The 16,098-nt window shown below is 65.1% G+C and carries 18 protein-coding genes; 10 read left to right on the top strand and 8 right to left on the bottom strand.

All coding sequences use genetic code 11. The annotated features are described in order from the left end of the window. Nucleotides 1-85: 85 nt before the first annotated feature. The gene (locus AUR64_RS17870; RefSeq protein WP_058583330.1) at nucleotides 86-370 is read left to right on the top strand and encodes a DUF5789 family protein; all 285 of its coding nucleotides are present in this window, start codon (nucleotides 86-88) and stop codon (nucleotides 368-370) included. Between the two features lie 79 nt (nucleotides 371-449). On the opposite strand, the gene AUR64_RS17865 is transcribed toward AUR64_RS17870, so the two are convergent. Further along, on the bottom strand, nucleotides 450-1,454 hold the full coding sequence (locus AUR64_RS17865; protein WP_058583329.1) for a DUF5784 family protein: 1,005 nt from the start codon (nucleotides 1,452-1,454) through the stop codon (nucleotides 450-452). A gap of 137 nt (nucleotides 1,455-1,591) precedes the next feature. On the opposite strand from AUR64_RS17865, the gene AUR64_RS20775 reads away from it, so the two are divergent. Further along, the gene (locus tag AUR64_RS20775; protein ID WP_205628424.1) at nucleotides 1,592-1,768 is read left to right on the top strand and encodes a DUF5786 family protein; all 177 of its coding nucleotides are present in this window, start codon (nucleotides 1,592-1,594) and stop codon (nucleotides 1,766-1,768) included. 4 nt (nucleotides 1,769-1,772) lie between these two features. Here AUR64_RS20775 and AUR64_RS17860 read toward each other — a convergent pair whose 3' ends face one another. From AUR64_RS17860 to AUR64_RS17850, 3 genes are read right to left on the bottom strand one after another with little or no spacing between them, the layout of a single operon-like run. Further along, nucleotides 1,773-2,516: a DUF7530 family protein gene (locus tag AUR64_RS17860; protein ID WP_058583328.1), complete on the bottom strand. Its 744-nt coding sequence runs from the start codon at nucleotides 2,514-2,516 to the stop codon at nucleotides 1,773-1,775. A 29-nt stretch (nucleotides 2,517-2,545) separates the two neighbouring features. Further along, on the bottom strand, nucleotides 2,546-3,532 hold the full coding sequence (locus AUR64_RS17855; protein ID WP_058583327.1) for an NAD(P)H-binding protein: 987 nt from the start codon (nucleotides 3,530-3,532) through the stop codon (nucleotides 2,546-2,548). 49 nt (nucleotides 3,533-3,581) lie between these two features. Further along, the gene (locus AUR64_RS17850) at nucleotides 3,582-4,448 is read right to left on the bottom strand and encodes a YkgJ family cysteine cluster protein (protein ID WP_058583437.1); all 867 of its coding nucleotides are present in this window, start codon (nucleotides 4,446-4,448) and stop codon (nucleotides 3,582-3,584) included. A 275-nt stretch (nucleotides 4,449-4,723) separates the two neighbouring features. Between AUR64_RS17850 and AUR64_RS21060 the strand changes: the two genes are divergently transcribed. The 4 genes from AUR64_RS21060 (at nucleotide 4,724) to AUR64_RS17830 (ending at nucleotide 9,437) form a co-directional block, all read left to right on the top strand. Further along, a complete protein-coding gene (locus AUR64_RS21060; protein WP_058583326.1) occupies nucleotides 4,724-6,037 on the top strand; it encodes a TasA family protein in 1,314 nt (437 codons plus the stop codon). 194 nt (nucleotides 6,038-6,231) lie between these two features. Further along, the gene (locus AUR64_RS17840; protein WP_058583325.1) at nucleotides 6,232-7,155 is read left to right on the top strand and encodes a hypothetical protein; all 924 of its coding nucleotides are present in this window, start codon (nucleotides 6,232-6,234) and stop codon (nucleotides 7,153-7,155) included. A 146-nt stretch (nucleotides 7,156-7,301) separates the two neighbouring features. Beyond that, nucleotides 7,302-7,505: a DUF7561 family protein gene (locus tag AUR64_RS17835; protein WP_058583324.1), complete on the top strand. Its 204-nt coding sequence runs from the start codon at nucleotides 7,302-7,304 to the stop codon at nucleotides 7,503-7,505. Between the two features lie 102 nt (nucleotides 7,506-7,607). Then, nucleotides 7,608-9,437 carry a helicase C-terminal domain-containing protein gene (locus AUR64_RS17830; protein WP_058583323.1) on the top strand — a complete coding sequence of 610 codons (1,830 nt, stop codon included), beginning with the start codon at nucleotides 7,608-7,610 and terminating at the stop codon, nucleotides 9,435-9,437. A gap of 61 nt (nucleotides 9,438-9,498) precedes the next feature. On the opposite strand, the gene AUR64_RS21290 is transcribed toward AUR64_RS17830, so the two are convergent. Then, on the bottom strand, nucleotides 9,499-9,624 hold the full coding sequence (locus AUR64_RS21290) for a hypothetical protein (RefSeq protein WP_276203546.1): 126 nt from the start codon (nucleotides 9,622-9,624) through the stop codon (nucleotides 9,499-9,501). A gap of 184 nt (nucleotides 9,625-9,808) precedes the next feature. Here AUR64_RS21290 and AUR64_RS17825 point away from each other — a divergent pair, with 184 nt between their 5' ends. Beyond that, the gene (locus AUR64_RS17825) at nucleotides 9,809-9,997 is read left to right on the top strand and encodes a DUF7317 family protein (RefSeq protein WP_058583322.1); all 189 of its coding nucleotides are present in this window, start codon (nucleotides 9,809-9,811) and stop codon (nucleotides 9,995-9,997) included. 99 nt (nucleotides 9,998-10,096) lie between these two features. Here AUR64_RS17825 and AUR64_RS17820 read toward each other — a convergent pair whose 3' ends face one another. From AUR64_RS17820 to AUR64_RS17810, 3 genes are all read right to left on the bottom strand, one after another. Next, complete coding sequence (locus AUR64_RS17820) at nucleotides 10,097-11,218, bottom strand: 60S ribosomal export protein NMD3 (RefSeq protein ID WP_058583321.1); 1,122 nt, start codon at nucleotides 11,216-11,218, stop codon at nucleotides 10,097-10,099. Between the two features lie 148 nt (nucleotides 11,219-11,366). Further along, nucleotides 11,367-12,005, bottom strand: a complete 639-nt coding sequence (locus AUR64_RS17815; RefSeq protein WP_058583320.1) for a phosphoribosyltransferase — start codon at nucleotides 12,003-12,005, stop codon at nucleotides 11,367-11,369. A 41-nt stretch (nucleotides 12,006-12,046) separates the two neighbouring features. Continuing rightward, the gene (locus AUR64_RS17810; protein ID WP_058583319.1) at nucleotides 12,047-12,964 is read right to left on the bottom strand and encodes an NAD-dependent epimerase/dehydratase family protein; all 918 of its coding nucleotides are present in this window, start codon (nucleotides 12,962-12,964) and stop codon (nucleotides 12,047-12,049) included. A gap of 206 nt (nucleotides 12,965-13,170) precedes the next feature. Here AUR64_RS17810 and AUR64_RS17805 point away from each other — a divergent pair, with 206 nt between their 5' ends. From AUR64_RS17805 to AUR64_RS17795, 3 genes are all read left to right on the top strand, one after another. Beyond that, nucleotides 13,171-14,124 carry a formate/nitrite transporter family protein gene (locus AUR64_RS17805; RefSeq protein WP_058583318.1) on the top strand — a complete coding sequence of 318 codons (954 nt, stop codon included), beginning with the start codon at nucleotides 13,171-13,173 and terminating at the stop codon, nucleotides 14,122-14,124. Nucleotides 14,125-14,255: 131 nt separating this feature from the next. Beyond that, nucleotides 14,256-15,125 (top strand): zinc metalloprotease HtpX, encoded by an 870-nt coding sequence (gene htpX, locus AUR64_RS17800; RefSeq protein WP_058583317.1) that lies wholly within the window; start codon nucleotides 14,256-14,258, stop codon nucleotides 15,123-15,125. A 51-nt stretch (nucleotides 15,126-15,176) separates the two neighbouring features. Continuing rightward, nucleotides 15,177-16,049 (top strand): M48 family metalloprotease, encoded by an 873-nt coding sequence (locus tag AUR64_RS17795; protein ID WP_058583316.1) that lies wholly within the window; start codon nucleotides 15,177-15,179, stop codon nucleotides 16,047-16,049. Nucleotides 16,050-16,098: the final 49 nt, after the last annotated feature.

Raw genomic sequence — 16,098 nt, 5'->3', positions numbered from 1 at the left:
ACCATTAAGGAACTATTGGTGTCCCATCCCGACTAATGATGTGCATGGAAAATCGTTATAAACCAGAACGGCGTCGCTGTAGTCGATGCGCTTGAACAGAACTGGCGACCTCGTTGCCGACCACGAGTACCCCGCGACAACCGACGAACTCGTCAGTGCCTACGGCACGGAGACGATTCACCTACAGAACGGTTCGGAGACGGTGGGAGCCGTCCTCGAACGACTCGGCGCGCAGACGTACGCCGACTCCAACGAAGTGTACGACGCGATTCTCACCGGCGTCGGACACGAGGCCATCGGTCGGCGTTTCTACAGCGACCGGGACGCGCCGACCCTCGGCGAGGGCAACGCCGAACAGGTGTCCTTCTGACGCCGTAGCCCACCATCGCGGGCGTGTCGGGCCGCCAGTACTACCGACTCGCCCATCGCTATCTTCCTTTTGCTCGGACTCAGACCCACTCGACAGCGCCGTCTAAGTCCAGCGGGACGCTTCCTTTCCGATATGCTTCGACGCGTCCGGAGGGTCGCGTCCGGAAGACGACGGCCGGTCGATGCCGAACGTCCGGTTTCTCGCCGCGGACGGACGCCCAGTCGTCGTCGGGGAACGACGAACAGTCGACGAACAGCGTGACGCCGCCGCCGTGTCGCTCCAGTTGCCCCGACGTCTTCGTCTCCGCCGTGTCGCGGACGGCGGCGACAGGTGTCCCGGCACTACGGCGGTCCGTCGGCAGCGGCCGAGTTACTTCGACGAGCGTTCCGTCTCCGTTTCGCTCGGCGCGGTAGTCGAGCGAGTGTCCCGTCGTCACCTCGATTTCGGGCGTGATGTCGTACCCGGCCTCGGTGAGCAGCGCCGCCGCGTTGAACTCGCCCATCGAGGCACTCATCCGCACCAAATCCAGCTGTTTCGAGGTACCGAGTTTCCCCGCCATCAGTTCGCGGTACTCGTCTAACACGCCGGTCGAGAGAAACTCCTCGTAAAAGGACAGCGCCTCGTCGCGCGTCGCGTCGGGAAAGCCAGCGGCGTGTTCGTCGAAGAACTGCCGGGTGGTGTGCCGGCCGTCTTTCGAGAGGAAGACGGGCAGAAAGAACCACGAGAGATGCGGAAACGGTTCGAGCCACGGCGTCTCCTCGTGTAACTGTGCGAGCAGTTCCCGTTCGGCCCAGCGCCGGACCCGATACGGAACTTCGGTGAAGCCGAACTTGTCCGTTCGCCAGAGCGTGCTCGGCGTCTCCGTGTTGCCGAGCCAGTACGCGCCGTCGTCGTTCCAGCAGAACAGCGCCGTGTCGCCGTTGTCCATCTCGAAACGGCGGGCTTCGTAGCCCGAGGGCGGCTTGAACCACGGCCGTCGCATCGTCGCACCGAGATTCGAGTCGAGATGGGAGTACACGTCGTGTCGGACGCGCCCTTCCGTCCACCGACCGGGCGCGTGCCGAAACCGCAGGGGTCGTGCCACGACGCGGAGTTACCAGTGGGGCACCTTACGTGTTCCGTGCGCGTTCCGCCCACGTACGCCCTGTTTCACGTCAGCCGTGTTCGAAATCTGAGAAACCGTTATGTATTTATAGAGGAATTGTTAAGTGTTGACATAGCATGTCAATGGGAGCCTATGACGAAGACGAACACGAGCGTCGTGCGCAGAAAACGAGTCAAGTCGATGCCGACTTCGGCGAGGCGCGCACGGAGTTTCGCGGCCGTCTCGAGTACGACTCCGGCGAGTCTACGGAAGACCTCCTCGACCAGTTCCGTAAGCTGAAAGACGGCCAGTAGTCGACTACCAGTTTTCGCCGCCCGTCTCGACGTCGAGCGTCAGCATCGCCACCACCGAGACGACGGTGACGGCGACGACGTGGCCGCCGACGGCGAACAGCAACACCGGCCGGTCGAGGATAAACGGGACGAGCACCAACTGTGCGAGTCCGAACGCGACGTTCATCAGGTCGACGCGTCGCAGTTCGGCGGCCGTCTCGCCGTCGAACGTGAACCGATACGAACGCCACAGCGCGACAACCGACGCCCACCACGAGGCACCGATGCGGTAACAGAGGTCCCAGAGGACGAGCAACATCAGATACACCGGAATCACGTCCGGTTGCTCGCCGAACAGCGTCGTGACCAGCGGGTTCGCCGCCCGCTCGGGGTCGAACACGAACAGATGCGTAATCAGCGCGATGAACGCCAATACGGTGAGCACCACTTCGATACGCGACCCGAACAGCAGTCGCTGATACGACGTCGGGAGGTCGAGCGAGCGCGTGCCCTCGCCGATACGGACCATGGCGATGCTGCCGACGGCGGCGACGAACACCGCCGCCGTTCCCGCGAGCGCGGCGTTCCAGAGGTCGTACGCCCACGCGAGAAACAACACGGATATCTCGAAGATAGCTATCTGGAGCAGCACCGCCTGCCACTCCGTCAGGTCGATACCGGGCAGTGCACCGACGATGCTCTCGTACACCCACGTGTCGCCGTACACTGGTTCGGGTTCTGTCGCCTCGTCGTACTGCGGTTCCTGCATTCCTGTCTTCGTCTCCGTCCCCTCGTCGTTCAGTCGGCTTTCGGTGCGCTCGTCGCGTCCGCCACCGGCGTCGTCTCCCGCCCTTCACCCTCGCCGAGCGCCGCCGAGACGGCCTCGTCGAACGGCGTCAACTCGAACTGGACGATGTCTTCGATTCGGTCGTCGTCGACGACGACGGGGTTTTTCAGACCGTCGATGAGCGGCCGGGCGATGCTCGCCGGCACGTCGGTGACGAGTCCGACCCAGTACGCCGACAGTCGCGGCGTCAAGACGGGTACGGGGAGGATGGTCAGCCGTCGACCTATCTGTCGGGCGGTTTCGCGGAGTACCTCGTCGTACGTCAGCACGTCCGGACCTCCGATTTCGTACATCTCACCCGCCGTCTCGGGATGGTCGAGGATGCCGACGAGGTACGCGACGACGTCGTCGATGCCGATGGGTTGACACTTCGTCTGTACCCACTGCGGCGTCACCATCACCGGGAGTCGCCGCGCTAGCTGTTCGACGAGGTCGAAACTCGCGCTGCCGTTGCCGATGATGATGGCCGCCCGCAGCGTCGTCAACTCGTACTCGCCCTGCGAGAGGATGTACTCCACCTCCCGTCGCGAGCGGAGATGTTTCGAAAGTTCGTCTCGCTCCTCGCCGAGGCCGCCGAGATACAGCACGCGCTCGACGTCGGTGTCGTTCACCACGCGGACGAACCGCCGGGCGATGCGTCGGTCGCGCTCTTCGAAGTCGTTTCCGGCCTGCATCGAGTGGACGAGGTAGTACGCCGCCTCTATCTCCAGTGCGTCCAACAGCGTCGACAGCGACTGTTCGCCCGTCGGTCCGTCGCCGACGACGAGTTCGCAGTCGTCCGGTTCGAGCAGGTCGCCTTCGACGACGCTGACGCCCGCCGGTGGGTCGTATCGGTCGGCGTCACGGACCAGCACCGTCACGTCGTGGTCGGCGGTCCGAAGCGCCGGAACGAGTCGTCCACCGACGAACCCGGTCGCTCCCGTCACGAGGACCTTCATAGGTGACAAAAGGGCGTGAGTCGGTTAACTGTTCTCGCTGTTTTTCCAGTCACCACTCCGCGGCCGGTGGCGCGCCCTGTCGCTCCTCACGTTCGGCGGCGTCGGTGACGCTCCGAGCGTCGCTGCCGCGGCGACCCGCCTGTCCGGTCCACATCTCGACGACTGTACTTGCCCACGACGATGCATTTTGGGCACGCTCGCGGCCGGATTTGGCTTTCGCCTCGTCGACGGCAGTCGTCCCCGGCCGCGACCCGACGGCCGCGCCGACGAACAGCGCCCGGTCGGCGTCGGTGGTCTCGCCCGCGGCGAGGCGGTCGACGACGCCCGCCAGCTCTTCGGGGTCGGGGTAGACGAACAGTTTCGCGCCGAGCGCCTGCGGGCCGAGCGCCAACCCTCGGAGTCGTTCCGGCGGGTCGTCGTTTAGCAGGCGGTCGCCGCCGTAGCTTCGCTCGACGCGTTCGCACTCGGTTTCCGTGCCGAGCGTAAGATTCTGTCCGGGGTAGTCCGCGCAGGTCGTCGGATACAGGTCGGTTTCGTGGATTCGACAGCGGAGCGTCTCGGGGTCGAGAAAGACGCACGCGTCGAGCCACGTCGCGTCGAGACCGAACGGCCCGACCGGTTTCGGCGGCTTGCGGAGGCCGACGTAGAAGACGGGACCGCCGTCGATGGCGGCGAGGTCGTAGCCGTCGACGCGAACCGAGTTCGGTCCCTCGTCGGCGCGGAACAGTCGCGGCGTCATCGCGTCGCCGAGACCCGCGTCGAGGAACGCTTTCACCTCGTCACGCGTCAACGGCACGAGGTTGTAGGTGTCGTCGAGCGGGTCGCGCCGCCCGCGGCGCTCGTGGTCGAGCGCTTCGGGGGCGACCGGCCGCCAGTCGATACAGCAACCGGCGCACCCCTCGCAGTTCACCTTCATACCCGGCAGGTCGGTGCGGCGTCGCATAAACTGTCGTGTGCCGGAGGCGAATCGTCTCTGTTCGCCTTCGACCGGCCGAGTACGGCGTCCGTACCTCCCGAACGGTCCGTGCTAACCGACGATTAGACGCCTTATCGACGGCGTTAGCGCGGTCTCAGACGGGCTTAGACACCCCTCAGCACAGATTAGCAACCCGGCACGTGGCTCGTACCTATTACCCGACAGTTCTTGGGCGGTGATAGGTCGTCGGGCCCCGCCGGACGACGTGGACACCAATGAAAGAGAAACTCAACGTCTCGCGCCGCAACGTACTGCTCGGAATCGGAACCGTCGGAATCGCGTCCGCTGGTGCCGGTCTCGGAACGACCGCGTATTTCAGCGACCAAGAGTCGTTCACCGAGAACGCGTTCACCGCGGGCAAACTCGACCTCACCGTCGACTACACGACGAAGTACAACGGCGCGGAGGGCGACGACTCCGGCGACCTCAGCGGCAGCGTCGACGGCCGGCCCGCAGTCGGTACGTACACACTCGGCGACGTGAAGCCCGGCGACTCCGGCTGTCTGGAGTTCTGCTTCGAAATCGAGGACAACCCCGCGTACATGTGGGCGTGCGGTGACCTCCTCTCGAACGGAGAGAACAACCGCAGCGGTCTCGAACGGAGCGCGGGCGACGACAGCACGGACGTCGGCGAACTCGCCGACAGTATCGACGCACGTCTTCTCTACTGCGAGAACGGAGACAACGACCAGCACGACGATGACGACGATGACGACGACACCCTCCTCACCAGCGGCACGCTCACCGAGGTACTCCAGACACTCAGCACCGGCGTCCCGCTCGACGCCCGCATGCGTGAGGGAATCCTGACGCCCGGCCGCCAGAAGCCGTACACCATGGAGAACAGAGCCGGCAACATCACCGGTCCGTGTCTCTGCTTGGAGTGGAGCATCGACTTCGAGTCCGTCGGCAACGAGATTCAAAGCGACTCCATCGAGTTCGACCTGGCATTCCACGCGCTGCAGGCGCGCCACAGCGACGGTACCATCAACCCGTGCCCGGTCAAGAGCTCCACGATACCAAACTTCCCCCAGTTCGCCTACGACGGCTACAAGTGGAACGCACAGGCGGTAACGAACAACCAAGGAGACACTTGGAACCTGTTCCTCGGCAACGAACCCGCAGACGGCGACACCGACTCCACGAGTTGGCGTTTCGACACGCCGTACGCGTTCACGCTCTCGTTCGACCACGACGACGGCGCGACGTTCGAGGTCGCGGGTAAGACGCTCAGCTTCGACGGCTTCGACTCGACGGACCACACCGGTACAGTCGGCCTGCTCGGGAAGTCCGACAACGGCGCTTTCGACTTCGAGCTGTCCGACATCGAAGTCGCAGGTCGCAGCATCGACGGGCCGACCAGCGCACTCGCCGAGAACGGCGCGAAATCGGGCGTCCTGCTCGAAAACATCGCCGCCGACGAGTTCGCCGTCAGCGGGACGATGACGTTCCTCGGCGGCAGCGGTGCGGTGCCGCGGAACGGCAACTACGGTCTCAACATGTTCGTCGAGTACGAAGACGACGACTGAACGGTTCGCAACCGGACGCGGAAGTGATACCTTCCCGTGCGGTTTCGCCATCGCTGCTCCCTTCCGTCGCGGCCGCCGGTGGCCGCGGACGGCTGCCTCGGGTGCGACTTCCGTCGTTCCCCCGGCTCTCTGCGACCGCAGCACACCACGCTGCGTCGGCGCGTCCGGCGGTTCGACTCCGCCGAGAGCCGTTTATGACCGACGATAGTGGGTCGTCGACGTCTCGGCGTCGCACCCTCCTCGGCATCGGTGCGCTGGTCCTCGGCGGACTCGGCGGCGGTATCGGTGCCCAGCAACTGCTCGGCGACCCGACCGGCGACTCGGGGTCGGGCTTCGATTTGGGCGTCGAGACCAGAGACGGCGGTCGGACGCCGACACCGACCGGTGCCGACAGCGGCAGCAGCGCAAGCGAAGACGCCGAGGACGACGATGCCGACGCCGACGGCGTCGACGATGGCGGGTCCGACGACGTCGAGGACGTCAGCGACGGAAACGCGGACAACTCCGGCGGAGACGGACCAACCGACGCGTCCGCTGACGACGACAGTCGGGACAGTCGGGGCAGCGGCGACGACCGAGACGGCGAGGATTCGTCCGGGAACGGCGGCGGTGACGGCGAAACGACCGACAAAGCCCACGTCTCGCTCCGTCGCGTTTCATCCGAACCGGTCCGAGTGGGCAACCTTCTCCCCGGCCACAGCGGCACCGCCTCTTTCGTCGTCGAACTCCGAGGAACCGACGCGACGCTCACCGTCGACGGCGAGCTGTACGACACCGCCGAGAACGGCCGGACCGAACCCGAACGGAGCGATGGCGACGACACCGACGACGTCGGCGAGTTACAGGAGTTCCTCCACGTCACGCTCTGGCATGACGAATCCGGGAAAGACGAGCGCGGGCCACGCGACCACGTCGTGTACGACGGACCGCTGTCGGGCCTCTCGCGGGTCGAAAACGTCGCGCTCGCGGGCGGACGCTGCGTCGAACCCGGTACCCACCACCTCGGCGTCGAGTGGACGCTCCCGAACACCGTCGGCAACGTCGTCCAGTCCGACTCGGTGTCGTTCGGCGTTACCGTCGCCGCCGAGACGTGTGCGGACCGTCTGCTCCGACGGTAACGTCGTCTCCGGCATTCGTCACTGGTCGCCGACAACGCCGATGCCGATGCCGTCAATGCCGATGCCGCCAATACCGCCGATTCCGTCGTCTCCGCTGCCACACTCTCCTCGAAGGGGTCTTGTGTGGGCCTCGCTAGTTCGCTCCCATGGCGAAGGCACGCTGTGATGGCTGCAATCTCAAAATCCGCATCAGCGGCGGCATCGGCGACTTTTGGAGCTTCGACTACGGTCCTTCGGGGGGGATGGCGCTCGAACTCGCCGACGGTACCGACTGCCTGCTCTGTTTCGACTGCATCGAGCAACTACCCGAGGACCGCGACGTGACGGCTGCCGACGTGAAAGCGCTGTAGGCGCGGTCACGTTCCGACGGACGCGTCAGCGTCGTCGACGGCGAGTTCGCCCATCGACGCGGAGTCGGTGGTTTTAGGCCCGTGCCCGCGGTGACTCCCTGCGTGGACCCCGAGCGCATCTTCGAGTCCTTCCCCGCGCCGAGCTATCGCGGCAATCAGGAGCAAGCGCTTCGGGACATCCGTGACGCGTTCGCCGCCGGAAACGACGTCGTCTTGGTTCGCGCACCGACCGGCAGCGGTAAATCCCTCCTCGCGCGCGCTATCGCTGGCTGTGCGCGTACCGTCGAGGAGTCGGAACCGAAACACGCCACCGACGCCTACTACACTACGCCCCAAGTCTCGCAACTCGACGACGTCGAAAGCGAGTCACTTCTCGACGACTTGAGCATCATCCGCGGTAAGCGCAACTACACCTGCATTCTCCCGGGCGAACACGACACGCCCGTCAACCGCGCGCCGTGCGTCCGCCAGAAGGGGTTCGACTGTACCGTCCGGCACCGCTGTCCGTACTTCTCGGACCGCGCCATCGCCTCCTCGAAATCCATCGCGGCGATGACGCTCGCGTACTTCATGCAGACGGCGGGCAGCGACGTGTTCAGAAAGCGTGACGTGGTCGTTATCGACGAGGCCCACGGCCTCGCCGAATGGGCCGAAATGTACGCGACCATCGAACTGAGTCCTCATACGGTGCCCGTTTGGGACGACGTGGGCATCCCCGACGTCGCCGCCGCGGACGACGCCGTCGAACGCGCGTCCCGCCTCGCGGAGACGCTCTCGGGGGTCTGCGAACGCGCGAAAGACGAACTCCTGACCAAGCCGGAACTCACGCCCGACGAGGCTGCCCGCCGCGACAGACTCCAAGAACTGCGCTCGGAACTCGACTGGTTCGTCAAGGACTACCGCGACCCGACGAGCGCAACCACGTGGGTCGTCGACCAACCGGACGGCGAGGGCACGAAAATCGTCATCAAGCCGCTGAACCCCGAGAAGTATCTTCATCACACCGTCTGGGACCGCGGCAACAAGTTCGCACTCCTGTCGGCGACGATTCTCAACAAGGACGCCTTCTGTCGGCAGGTCGGCCTCGACCCGAAAGACGTCGCTCTCGTCGACGTGCCGCACACGTTCCCCGTCGAGAACCGCCCGCTGTACGACGTGACACAGGGTCGGATGACGTACGAACACCGCGACGAGACCATCCCCAAAATCGCGCGTCTCGTCGTTCGCCTGATGGCCCACCACCCCGACGAGAAGGGGCTGATTCACGCGCACTCCTACAGCATCCAGGAGCGACTCGCCGACCATCTCGTCGACTTCGGCGTCGGCGAGCGCGTTCGAACGCACAGTAAAGAGAACCGCGACGCCGAGTTGGACGCCTGGAAAGCGAGTTCGGACCCGGAGCTGTTTCTCTCGGTGAAGATGGAGGAGGCGCTCGATTTGAAGGGTGACCTCTGTCGCTGGCAAGTGCTGTGCAAAGCGCCGTACCTCAACACGAGCGACTCGCGCGTCGCGCGCCGTCTCGAAGAGGGACAGTGGAGTTGGTACCACCGGGCCGCGCTCCGAACCGTGATTCAGGCTTGCGGGCGCGTCATCCGCGCCCCCGACGACCACGGGGCGACGTATCTCGCCGATTCGAGTCTCCTCGATTTGTTCGAGCGCGCGCGGAGCGACACGCCCGACTGGTTCGCCGAGCAGGTCGACCGGACGAAAATCCCCGACTTACCGGAGTTCGACCCACGGGCGGCGCTTTCGGGTCTCGACGGCGGTGGACCTGGCACGCTCGGCGGGTCGTCGTCGACCAGTCAGAATGACGGGTCCGGCCGCGAGAACCGCGGTTTCGGCCGGCGTCGTCGACGCGGCAAGAGCGGGGTTCGCTCCAGCGAGGAGGAGCGCAAGAACCACCCGCTGTCGGACGTGTGGGGCGACGGGTAGCCGAACGGGCCGCTCGAAGTGCCGGTAGTCGCGTCTCTACGTGGGTGTCGAGGCGGTCGTCTTAGAAGAGGCTCGCACCCGCGTAGACGACGGACGACCCAATCATGAGCACGACGAAGAAGATGGCAATCCACTGTTGTCGGTCCATAGCCTCCTCTTTGGCACACCCCCATTTGTAGCTATTCACTCACCGGGTGGCAGAATTTGCCGGACAGAACTAACACGATTGTTAATCTTACTGCGTGTTTCCAAACTAGATTCGCACATCTGTGGGCGATTCACAACGTAATGCGGCCCCTACACACACGTAGTGGCACCGCTTCTCACGATAGCTTTACATGCACGTATTCTGTAGCAGTTCTCGAACGCAGATGCACACTCACTCCCTCACGACGGCGCTGACGCTGTACCGCAGCGGAACCCTGACGCTCGCGCAGGCCGCTTCCCGCGCCGGGAAGTCGCAAGCGGAGTTCCGGAAGGTACTCGCCGCCCACGGTATCGCACTCCACGATACCACGCCGTCGCCCACCGAGTCGGTGACGCCCGCGCGCGCCGACTGAATTTCGTCTCTTGCTTCCGACTCGTCCGCAACGCTCGTCGAGCGACGCGTATGCTCAGTTAGCGACACGTCGGTCTAGCTCACCCGCACGTCCGCCCGCTTACTCGCTGTCGACGGCGTCATCGGGAAGGATGTGCAAGCCGGCGCGACTCCGCAACACCGGCACCGTCTCGGCATCGGGGTCGAAGTACGACGGCCGGGCGATGGTTTTCGACTGGAACGTCTCGGGGTCTAACACTTGGACCGCGTGGTCGTCCTCGACGGTGACGACGGTGGTCTCGACGGCGTCGTCGACGGAGCCGAGTTCGCGGGCGTCGGGGGCTTCGCCCTCTTCGAACTGCGCTTCGTAGCGGTCGCCCGTCGTGAGACGTATTCCCTTCAGGTTCCCTCTGACGCTGCGAACCAGCACCGGTCCCTCGTCGTCTTCGGGGTCGATAATCGTGCCCGGGGTGTACTGCGGCAGGCGGACGGCGTAGGTGACGCGGTAGACTTCGTTACCGTCGCTGTCCTCGGTGACGAGCGTCGGATAGCTCTCGACGTTGCCGCCGAGTTCGCGGGTGATTCGCGTCGCCACGGCTTGCCCGAGTTGGTTCGTCGAGAGTTTGATATCGGTGCCGTCGTCGACTTCCTTCGACTCGGTGATGAACGCGTTTCGGTCGCCGGCCTCCTCGCGTTTGGCGACGAACGACTCGGCGATGTCGACGGCGCGGGACTGCTCGTCGGGCGTCGGCGTACGGCCCTCCGCGCGGACCTGAATCTCGCTGGCGTAGTAGCCGCCGGCGATGCGCCCGCATCGCTGGCACGTCTCCCGGGAGATGTAGACGGGGACGACGACTTCCTCTTCGACGTAGGTGCCGCGAACGACGCCGGAGAACTGACAGTGCATCCGAATCGTGTTCTGGTCGACCTGTTCGGGTTCGACGGCCCACGCGACGTCGCGGGCTTTGAGATGGACGCCGAGTGCTTCGCTGACGGCGTCGACGGCGATGTCGGTGTAGTCACGTGCGCCGACGTCGACCCAGCGGTTGCCGCGGTGGACCGCCCCGCAGTTCGCACAGACGCGGACCGTCACCCGGTCGGGTGCGTCCACGAGGTCGAAATCCTCGAAGTAACACGCGTTGCAGAGAACCTCGTCGCGCTCACGGGGTGCGCCGGGGAGCGGTTCGGAGCGCTCCTCGACTTCGTTTCCACAGCGCGGACAGAACTCGCGCGTTTGACTCATTGCCTCCGCTAGACCGCTCAGATGTTTAAGACCGACGACCTGCCCGTTCGAGAACTCGCGTTCGCACCCCCCGAAGACGGCGAGGACACCGACGACGCCGACGACACCGACAACGCCGACGACACCGACGACGCCGACGACACACCCTCTATCTCGGCTGACTCTCGCGCAGTATCGCTCGCGCCTCCTCGTTCGACACCTGACCGAACGACCGGTAGTACTGCCCCACCGCACCGAAGGAACTCGGCGCTTCGACGCAGACGAACGTGTCTAACTCCTCTGCGAGTCGCTGCTTGGCGTCCGCCGGAGCGACGGGAACCGCGAGCGTGACGTGTGCGGCCCCCGCGTTTCGGAGTTGTCGGAGGCAGGCGATGGCCGTCGCCCCCGTCGCGACGCCGTCGTCGACGAGGACTACCCGCTTGTCGGCCATCTCCGGGACCGCCTCGCCGCCGCGATACGAGGCGACTTTCTCGCGGGCGTTCTCCGCCTCGGTTTCTCTGACTCGCTCGACGTACTCCGAGGAAATTCCGAGTCGGTCGACCAACTCGTCGTTCAGCCAGACGCTTCCGTCGCCCGCGACGGCTCCGATAGCGAGTTCCGGGTTTCTTGGCGCACCGAGTTTTTCGGCGACGACCACGTCGAGCGGAGCGCCGAGTCGGTCGGCGACGACCCGACCGACCGGGAGGGCCCCCCGTGGAATCGCAAGCACGAGGTCGGCGTCGACGCCCCGACGTTCGAGCGCGTCGGCCACCCGTTCGCCCGCCTCGGTTCTGTTGGTGAACCTCATATGCGATACTGTGACACAGGCGCGCAAAAGCGCACCGCGGGTCAGTCCGCGAGGAGGTCCGGTTCCGCGACCGATTCGTCGACGGCGTCACGCCACGAGTGCGACGGTCGCCAGTCGAGCATCCGGTCGGCTTTCGCCGTCGACAGCGCGGACGCCTCTCCCTCCACGTTGCAGTCGTCCGGCAGTGCGCCGAACCGTTCCTCGACGGCATCCAGCGTCGCCACGTCGAGGTAGTTCTCCGCGGCGACGGCGTGGAACGCTTCGTGACCGGCGACCCCGATATCGAGCGCCGTCGCGACGAGTGAGGCCACGTCGCGTACGTCGACGTACGACCAGAAGTTGCCGACGCCCGCGTCGAGGTCCAGCGCCGACAGCGGTCGGTTCTCGCGGAGGTCCTCGCGGTCACGGCAGGCGTACTCGCCGGGGTACTGAATCCACGACGGTCGAATCGAGGCGACCGGAACGTCGTACCGGCGCACGACCATCTTCGCAATCTCCTCGCCGACGACTTTCGAGGTTCCGTACGGGTCCTCGGGGCGCAACGGGTGGTCTTCGGTGATGGGGAGTTCGTCGGGCAGCGTCGTCTCGCGGGCGAACGGGAAGCCGTAGGCGCTCTCGCTCGACGCCCAGACGATTTTCGCATGTTGTCGCGCCGCGGCGACGAGCACGTTGTACGTCGCCATCGTGTTCGTCTCGAACACTCGCCCGCCGGCGTGGCGCGTCGGCGACGGCAACGCCGCCCAGTGGACGACGCCGTCGGGGTCGAGTTCCGAGACGAGGTCGAACGTCTCGCCGCGGTCGGTGAGGTCGGCGGCCCGAAAGTCGATTGACGGGCGTTCGGAGACCTCGAACCCCGGTTGTGACAGGTCGACGCAGACCACGTCGTAGTCGTTGGCGAGACGGTCGACAATCCAGCGACCCGAGCGGCCGAGGCCGCCGGTGACGAGTACCGTGTCCATACGCTCTCGACGGTGCTGAGAGTCAAGTAATCTCGTCCCCCCTGTCGGGTTTGCCGCGGTTGCCGTAGTTGTCGATTGCACTCACGTTCATGGTCGCGCTACCGCTCACAGCCCAGCCGTCTCTCACGCCCGAAAGACCGTCTCACCGGCCGCAACGAAGCTTCTTACCGTCGAAACGCTTCCCGACCGCAGAGGCTTCTCACACGATGAGTCACGACCCACCAGACGACGGTCCCCGAAACGACGAGCAACTCCGCGACGCCGTAGAGCGGGCCCGCAGCGGTGCGCCGGCGGCCGGGAAGGCGGTCAGAGACCGCTTTTCTGCCGACGAAATCTTCCAGCGCGTGGTCGCCACCGCCAACGAAGAAGTCGACGAGTCGACCAGAAAACTGTTCTTCAGCGGGTTGGCCGCCGGGTTCGCCATCACGCTGACGTTCCTTCTGCAGTCGTCGGTGACCGCTGTCATCCCCGGTCCGTTAGCGCATCTGCTCGGTGCGGCGCTGTACCCGCTGGGGTTCGTCTACATCATCATGGGCCGCTATCAACTGTACACCGAGAACACGCTGCCGCCGGTTGCGCTCGTACTCGAACGCATCGCCAGCGTCCCGACGCTGCTTCGGGTGTGGACGACGGTGCTGGCCGCCAACCTCGCCGGCGGCATCGCCGGCGCGTTCGTGCTGGCGAACACCGGTGTGATGTCACCCGAGACAGCAGCGACGGCGACGGAACTCGGTCTCGCCGGCGTCGACGCCGGGTGGTGGGACCTGTTTTTCAAAGCCGTCTTCGCCGGGTGGCTCGTCGCCGGGGTGGTGTGGCTCGAACACGCCGTCCGCGACTCCATCTCGCGGTTCGTCCTCGTCTACGTGGTGTTTCTCGCCATCCCGGCGGCCGAGTCGTACCACGTCGTCGTCTCCGCGTGTGAGGCGTTCTTCCTCGTCTTCGTCGGGGAAGCGGCCGTACTCGGCGTGCTCTGGGGGTTCGTCCTCCCGGTGCTTCTCGGCAACACCGTCGGCGGCGTCTTCCTCGTGACGCTCGTCAACTACGGCCAGACCGAGAACCGCCTGTTCGACGCCGAGAGCGTGCCTTCTCGACTGCCGACGCGCGAGTGGCTGTTGGGCGTCCGCGGCCGCACCGATACCGCGGCGACCGACTCCGACTGAGTTGGTCGGGCGTCTTCTGGATTTCTGACGACGTAGACGAACGGTCGGCTCTCTCCGCCCGTTTTCGAGTATCGTACCATTCGACCCCGATTTCCGACAGGGTTTATGCTTCGTAGACGGTATGTTCTCGCATGGAATGGAAACCCGACTGGGGGCTTCGCGGGCGCATGGCGCTCACGATGTTCCTCCTGTTCGCCCTCTACATCGTCTTCGTGGGGGTACTCTCCCAAATCGGCTACTCGTCCATGCTGCTGTTCGTGGGCATCTTCTTCCTCGCCCAGTTCCTCTTCAGCGACAAACTCGCGCTGTACAGCATGGGTGCGAAGAAGGTCAGCGAGGACGAGTATCCGCAGTTACACGCGATGATTGGCCGCCTCTCCCAGCAGGCGGATCTCCCGAAACCCGACGTGGCCGTCGCGCAGTCGCGCGTCCCGAACGCGTTTGCGACCGGCCGCTCGCAGAAGAGTTCCACCGTCGCCGTGACGACCGGGCTCCTGCAGACGCTCGACCAAGACGAGTTGGAGGGCGTGATGGCGCACGAACTCGCGCACGTGAAGAACCGCGACGTGATGGTGATGACCATCGCCTCGTTCCTCTCGACGGTCGCGTTCATGATCGTCCGCTGGGGCTTCTGGTTCGGCGGCGGCAGTCGTCGTGAGGGCGGCGCACCGGTCATCGTCGCCATCCTCGTCTCGCTCGTGGTGTGGATTGTGTCGTTCCTGCTCATCCGCGCGCTCTCGCGCTACCGCGAGTATGCTGCCGACCGCGGTGGGGCGACCATCACCGGCAAGCCCGGTGCGCTGGCTTCGGCGCTGCTCACCATCGACGGCCGGATGGACAACGTCCCGAAAGAGGACCTGCGCGAGCAGTCGGAGATGAACGCGTTCTTCATCATCCCCATCCGCAGCGGCTTCATCGGCAAAATCGCCAGCACTCACCCCTCCACCGAGAAGCGCGTCGAGCGTCTCCGTGACCTCGAACGCGAGATGGAAGGGTTCTGAGCGACCCGCTGACGGAACACTGATTTCTCTTCGTTTTGTAGCACTGTCACGATGAGTCGTGACTGGTCGCTCGGTGCCCGGTTGCTCGTGGCGCTTGGATTCGTCACGGCTGGGTATCTGTTGCTGGTCGCGCCTCTGTTCGTGTTTCTCCCGTTGCGGATTGCCGCCATTGCGACGCTCGTGCTCGCATTCGTTCCGCTCTTGCTGATTCTGTTCGGCCACCGTCTCGCGCTCGATGCGGTGGATGCGACGTACGTCGACCCCGACGATTATCCGACTCTCTTCTCGTCGCTGCACCGACTCTCACAACAGGCGGGCGTGTCGACGCCGCGTCTGGCCGTCGTCGCCAGCGACGACCCGAACGCATTCACCGCCGGGTCGGGAGACAGTGCTGTCGTCTGCGTCACCACCGGCCTCCTTCGGACGCTCGACGACGAGGAACTCGACGCGGTGTTCGCCCACGAACTCGCGCACCTGCAGAACGCGGACGCGACAGTAATGACGCTCGTAGCGTTCCCGGTGACCGTCGCGGCGACGTTGTTCCTCTCCGCCGAATGGGCGTTCGACCCGCGGCGCTCGGAGCTTCGTGGGTTCGTCGTCGGACTGGTGGGACTGCTCGTCTCGCTGTTGTTACTTCTGGTCAGCTATCCGCCGGTTCTCGTCATCGCCAACGCCCGCGAGTACGCTGCCGACCGCGGTGCAGTCACCATCACTGGCAAGCCCGCGGCACTTGCCTCGGCGCTCCGCACACTCGACGAGGTTGATGAAAAACCCGAACGGGACATGCGGAGTCTCGGTCCGGTGAGCGCGTTCTGTATCGTTTCGCCGTCGTGGGGACTGCTCCAGTTTCCGGGTCTCCACCCGCCGACCGAGCAACGTATCGAACGGCTCCGCACGCTCGAACGTGAGGCGGAGACTGATTGACTCAGCCTGTGACGCAACACTAATTGTCATCTGCTTTGAAATACTGTCG

Origin of the sequence: Haloprofundus marisrubri (assembly GCF_001469955.1) — an archaeon.
GTDB classification, from domain to species: domain Archaea; phylum Halobacteriota; class Halobacteria; order Halobacteriales; family Haloferacaceae; genus Haloprofundus; species Haloprofundus marisrubri.
Note: the sequence above shows the minus strand (reverse complement) of the source record. Positions and strands in the feature narration are given on the sequence as shown.